Here is a 5184-nt window from a genome sequence, read left to right on the forward strand (position 1 = left end):
AAACAACGCCACCAAAGATGTAGCTTTTGGTACTGGGCCCTGATATATCCACTACAGGGGCAGGCATCTGGGTTACAGTAGTGGTAGTTGTCGTTCCCTGAGCTGGAGCTGGAGCTGGGTTCTCAGTACCTTTAGTACTTGTCTGGCCGTCTAAAGGCGGTAGCGTAAAGCTATTATTGCTGCTCATATTCGATATCTCCAGTATGGATTTACTATTTTTTAATCAACTCGACCTTGGCCCCTTTTTTGACCTGGCCGACACTATAACCAAAAAAACCCCTTTTTATCTCGGCGATTATATCACCATCTTCATTCCGGATTTTTTGAGATTTTCCTTTTGCTATTCGGTAAGTACTCACCCGACCGTTTACTCTTACCTGAGCGGATTTTTCGTTCGTTCGCGTCATTCTGAACAGCATAAAGAGAATGCCCGCTACCAGCACAGCCAATCCTCCAAGCACTACCAATAGCGGCCATATCGGATATTTCACCTGCACCATAATAGGAATGTCAGTTTGAGAAGCGCGAATTTCTGGATCGGGCTGAAAAATTTGCGGCATAGGCGCATCTGGTAAAATTTTATTGATTACCGAGATGAAATTTGGACTGATTGCCAGATGCTGTTGCGTCAGCGTAAACTCAAGAATTGCTGGAATGTTGCGCCCACTAGAAAGCAAGGTCTGTAAGGACCACTTTGGCATTGCCGGGACAGTAAAAGATAAGGTAACGGGGATCGAACTCGTGTCCGGCTGCAAATTTTTTAAAGCTGCTGGAGTTAGCGAAACGGAATACCTATGTCCGTCCAGCAAAAGTGTCGCCGTAGTCGCTGCTGAGGCAATTGTATACGGATAAAAGTGATTTATAAAACGACCGGTGATGGTAAAGCTTTGCGGATGATTTCTAGCTGGCAGAGCAATATTTAAAACGCCTCTCCTTAGGCGTACCCCAGACACCGGTCCAGTCACTCCCTCTGGCACAAAAGATACTGCAGCAACATTTAACGGCTTCAACGATGCCGCACGGGCACCAAAGGCTTTTTTCACATCTCCACTTGCTACCAGATTTTCTAGATATTTCGCAGCTGGAGCACCATACCCAATCCCAAAAATGATCAAACCATGGCTTGTAAAATATTTACTTACCGCACCATCAGGTAGGGGAATGGCAATCACCCTGGTAATCTGAGGGCTGGCATGTAGCATCTGATAAAATGCGGCGTCATGACTATTCAGCTGCTGGCTGTTATCCGGACTGTTTTTATTATTGGTGACCATCCAGAATACTGCAGATTGGCCCTTAGCGTACCGTTCAATGGCTCGGTATAACGCCTGTCGGTAATCAGAATTGGCGAAAACCTGTGGATTATTTGGTAATCGGGCCGCATGAATTTTTTTAACCAAATCACGTACTGGCATTTTACCACAAGAGCCTTGATACAGTGTCGCCGGTGAGAGATCAGGATTGGAGGATTGGTTAAAAAGCGCCAATGCAGATGAAATATCTGGGGCCTTGCAGGACATTTCTACAAGACGTTGCAGTATTTCTGAAAACTGTGCACTCTTATCAGAAAAATAAGGTTGCATCCAGCCAGAGTTTTGTACCAAAAAAAATTGTGGAACACTGGCTGCAGCCCACCAGGGCAAAACCAATAGTAATAATCCTATACCCAGGCGTAATCGCATGTTTTTACCCAGTTCTACCTATTAAAAGTCAACTGACTCAGATCAAGTACTGTGATATCAGGATCTGCGTCACCTTTATACACTAAAACGAACTCTGACCCGACGGGAATGGCGAGTGTATCTAATGGCATTTTCAAACTTGATCCGAATTTCTCAAGTTCATTACTGTCGAGTTGAATTTCTGACGCCTGCACATGGTCATTTTTTACCGTAAGCTGCGTCACAGATACACCCATATTATTACCTTCGACACGGCCAAACAGGCGAGGCAATGAGATAGACGTGTTAAATCGCGCCATCAAAATATGCGCTACCACTTCACCCCCTGCAATTTCCGCCTCCCAAGAGCCGATAGGCCACAGATCCATTTTCTCCATATTTCCGCCAAAATCAGGACGCTGATAGCTGGCAAACTCGCCATTTACGAACCATTGCCTACCGCTTCCGGAAGGATAAGGCAGAGCCGGCATACGTGACTCAGCACCATCTCTGCCAGAAGTCAGCGCAGACAAAGTATAATATAAGAATTCCGCATCACTTCTGCTCCCTTTACGCCCATAGACCAACATTTCTGTAGCACTAGACCAAGGCTGTACGCGAGTTTCCAAATGAATACCAGATTCTGCTAAAATCCAGCGTCCCTGATCACCCTCAAGAACAACCACGCCCCTGCGACAGATCCAGTGCACATCCCCCCCTTCCATGCCAACAGGAGCCGAAATTTCGGATAAATCATCCAGCACCGGAGAAACACCCTCAAGCCAATCACACCATTGGATGGAATCCATATCGTCCACGTTGAGCGTAGCAATACCCACCGCCCCATCGCCACGATCGGCCAGAAAATACACTTGCCCATCAGGGCCCATTGCTGGAGACGAAAGACAAGGGCCGTCAAACACTTTTTTAACCTGAATTTTCCCCTCAGCGATCATGTCCAAAGCCAGTAAGCCGTTCTTAGTTGCAACAAATAAATGATCGCTTGACCTGACAACAGACCACGATCTGGCGGGGCCTAGAGGCTCACCACGCAAGCACCGGAGGGCATCTTTTTCACCCTCCAGAGTACACTTTAAAAATTCATCTTGTCGCGGATCACGCAACCAGTAGATACTGCCACTCCGCAGACGATATGCGAATACACGACTATCCCCGCCGTTCTCCGAACCGGCCAAAGGTAGAATCCAGAATCGCAGTGGCCCGTCACCGGGAACGCTCCATGCGCCGGGTTTATTCTTCAAACTGGATGGGTGGTATCTCTCCGACTTGCGTACACCATTGAAGGGAGCCCAACCAAAAGGGGGCAACCATACACCCTTGGGAGCATCAGCCTTGAGCTGAAGACCACAGGACGGACAATTTTCAAAAAAATATGGTAACTCTTTGTTACTATGCCAACATGTTGTCTGTGGATGACGCAGGCGGTACAGGATAGCGCGGGGTTCGCCGCAGAGCTTGGAAGCGGACTCAAAGGCACTTTCAGGACCGCCCTTCCAAATCACCTGAGAATTTTTAGGGCTTGGCCAATCATAAGAACCATCAGCGGTGTCCGGCATGGTATTCACCTCAAAAACAGAGTGATTTTCTTCGGGCTGCGGCTTCACCCCAATCGCTCTGATGTTTATAAAATATGTCGGTTTTATAGCATTTTCTTATCGACTTGAGCAACCCTTCGAGTCCCGGTTCCAAGAGATGACCGACCCATATCTTCATCCCCTAAGTCAAAGCATTCACCATCGATGACAACCTGCTTGGGACGTTTGAGATGGCGCGTCGCCAGAACGAAAACCACCCAGACTGAACAGATTCCGGATAGCGTATCTGCTATTGATAAGGGAATTTTGAATATCCAGTTGAATCAACCTGTCGAGACTGCTACTTTTTGGCTTCATGATTTTTGTGCTGAACATCGCCTTCCTGATCCTAACTGATGATTGCTCTACCGAGATAATTTATTGATCCGATGAATATCATGAAAAATCACGTTCACGACGCAGAATCTAAACACGTCAAACCTACGCTGTTTATCGGACTGGGTGGGACCGGTGCCGAAATCATTATGCGTCTTCGGCGACGTATTGTGTCTGAGTTCTGGGGGAAAAATGGTGTGCGTCTGGATACGATCAGTGAATTTCCAGCCGCGCGTTTTTTGCACTTTGATTTAGATCTAAGAACCATGTCCGGTACTGAGCAGAGTTCAGATGCCGATCCACTGAGCAACGCCGTCAAATTACTGCTGAACGAGCGGATTGTCGATTTTCCTTATCTGGTGGATTACCTGAAAAGCAACCGAACTCAACACTATCCGCATATCAATAACTGGTTTCCATCAGGTCGTTTGCGAGACTTGCAGATTGACGACCACTATTTTCCTTCGCATGTCAGGGCCATATCCCGATTATGTTTTTACGATCGTTTCACGCAGATTCGTACAGCGGTGGAAGAGCATTTATGTGAGCTCAAGGCCGGGGTATCTCATCAGACAGCCCTTACCCGCCTGGGACTGGAGACGGGTACGGATCAGCGCGTGGTCATCATCGCTTCGAGTGCCGGTAGTACAGGTTCTGGAACTTTTCTGGATATGGGTTTTCTGGCAAAAGCCTTAAATGTTGGCCCAACCGGTCCCGTGGATCTGATCTTGTTCCTGCCCTCGGGTTACAGTGGCGCCAATCAACAGGCGACCGAGGCCAATAGCTACGCCGCGTTGATGGAACTCGATGCATGTATGAGTAATTCGGTCCGCTATGTGCATCCGCAGTATGGTTGGGGACCTGGACATGACGATATTCTCCCCGGTGCAGAAGCGCGGCCTTTTGATTCCATATTTCTTGTGGACACCAAAAACATGGCGGATGTGGTCACCAATAATGTTCGCGATGTTTTTCACATGATCGCAGATATTTTATTTGAAGATTTTATGCCCGGTGATTTCGCGGATATCAAACGCTCCATTGACGTGAATCAACAGCAGCTCCGATCTACACCTTATTATCAGTCGATTACAGATGGTGATGATACTGCGAAGGAAATGTATCCGCGCGCATACAGCAGCATCGGCCAATGCACTCTGGAATCTCCGCAAAATCTGGAGCGTTTTGTCCGTCATCTGCGCGAGAGTCAAGACCGGGTTCGCGCGCTTTTCCAGATTATGGATAACTCCCAGGATTACAGCCCCAGTGTCAAGGAAAATATCGATGGGATGGAAATACATGATGAATTGTCGAGCGATTTGATGGATAAGCGCGCCCATGTCCGGGCAACACTGGATATTCTGGGTGCTATGGTCAGGCGCGCAGAAGAGCAGCAGAAAGAATCCTACGCAATGCGCATCACATTGCCGGTCGCGGAAGAGGTTCCGACGCTGGATTTCACAGATCCTGAAGTCATAAAAGATTGGGCAGAGATCGTCTTTGGTGTTACGGGTTCGGAGGAAATTTTTGACAGGCTGAAGACCCAGTCGGATCGCTTATCTTTTGTCAATAAAATGTTGGATTATGCCGAT

4 protein-coding genes are annotated in these 5184 nt (G+C 47.7%); 1 reads left to right on the forward strand and 3 read right to left on the reverse strand.

What is annotated here, in order from left to right; translation table 11 throughout:
* The 3 genes from AC2VLY_RS15240 to AC2VLY_RS15250 all read right to left on the reverse strand — a co-directional run.
* Positions 1-187, reverse strand: a 187-nt coding sequence (locus AC2VLY_RS15240) for a hypothetical protein (RefSeq protein ID WP_486891759.1), incomplete at its 3' end; no start/stop codon positions are given.
* Between the two features lie 25 nt (positions 188-212).
* Positions 213-1682, reverse strand: a complete 1470-nt coding sequence (locus tag AC2VLY_RS15245; protein WP_486891760.1) for a hypothetical protein — start codon at positions 1680-1682, stop codon at positions 213-215.
* A 14-nt stretch (positions 1683-1696) separates the two neighbouring features.
* Positions 1697-3238 carry a hypothetical protein gene (locus AC2VLY_RS15250; protein WP_486891761.1) on the reverse strand — a complete coding sequence of 514 codons (1542 nt, stop codon included), beginning with the start codon at positions 3236-3238 and terminating at the stop codon, positions 1697-1699.
* Positions 3239-3654: 416 nt separating this feature from the next.
* Here AC2VLY_RS15250 and AC2VLY_RS15255 point away from each other — a divergent pair.
* Positions 3655-5184: tubulin-like doman-containing protein (locus tag AC2VLY_RS15255; protein ID WP_486922569.1), on the forward strand; the 1530-nt coding region annotated here is incomplete at its 3' end.

The sequence above is a fragment of the Acidithiobacillus sp. TH-A36 genome (assembly GCF_057473445.1).

Coding starts and splice junctions, on each gene's coding strand:
- AC2VLY_RS15245 (WP_486891760.1), bottom strand. CDS start 1,682: ATGCGATTACGCCTGGGTATAGGATTATTACTATTGGTTTTGCCCTGG.
- AC2VLY_RS15250 (WP_486891761.1), bottom strand. CDS start 3,238: ATGCCGGACACCGCTGATGGTTCTTATGATTGGCCAAGCCCTAAAAAT.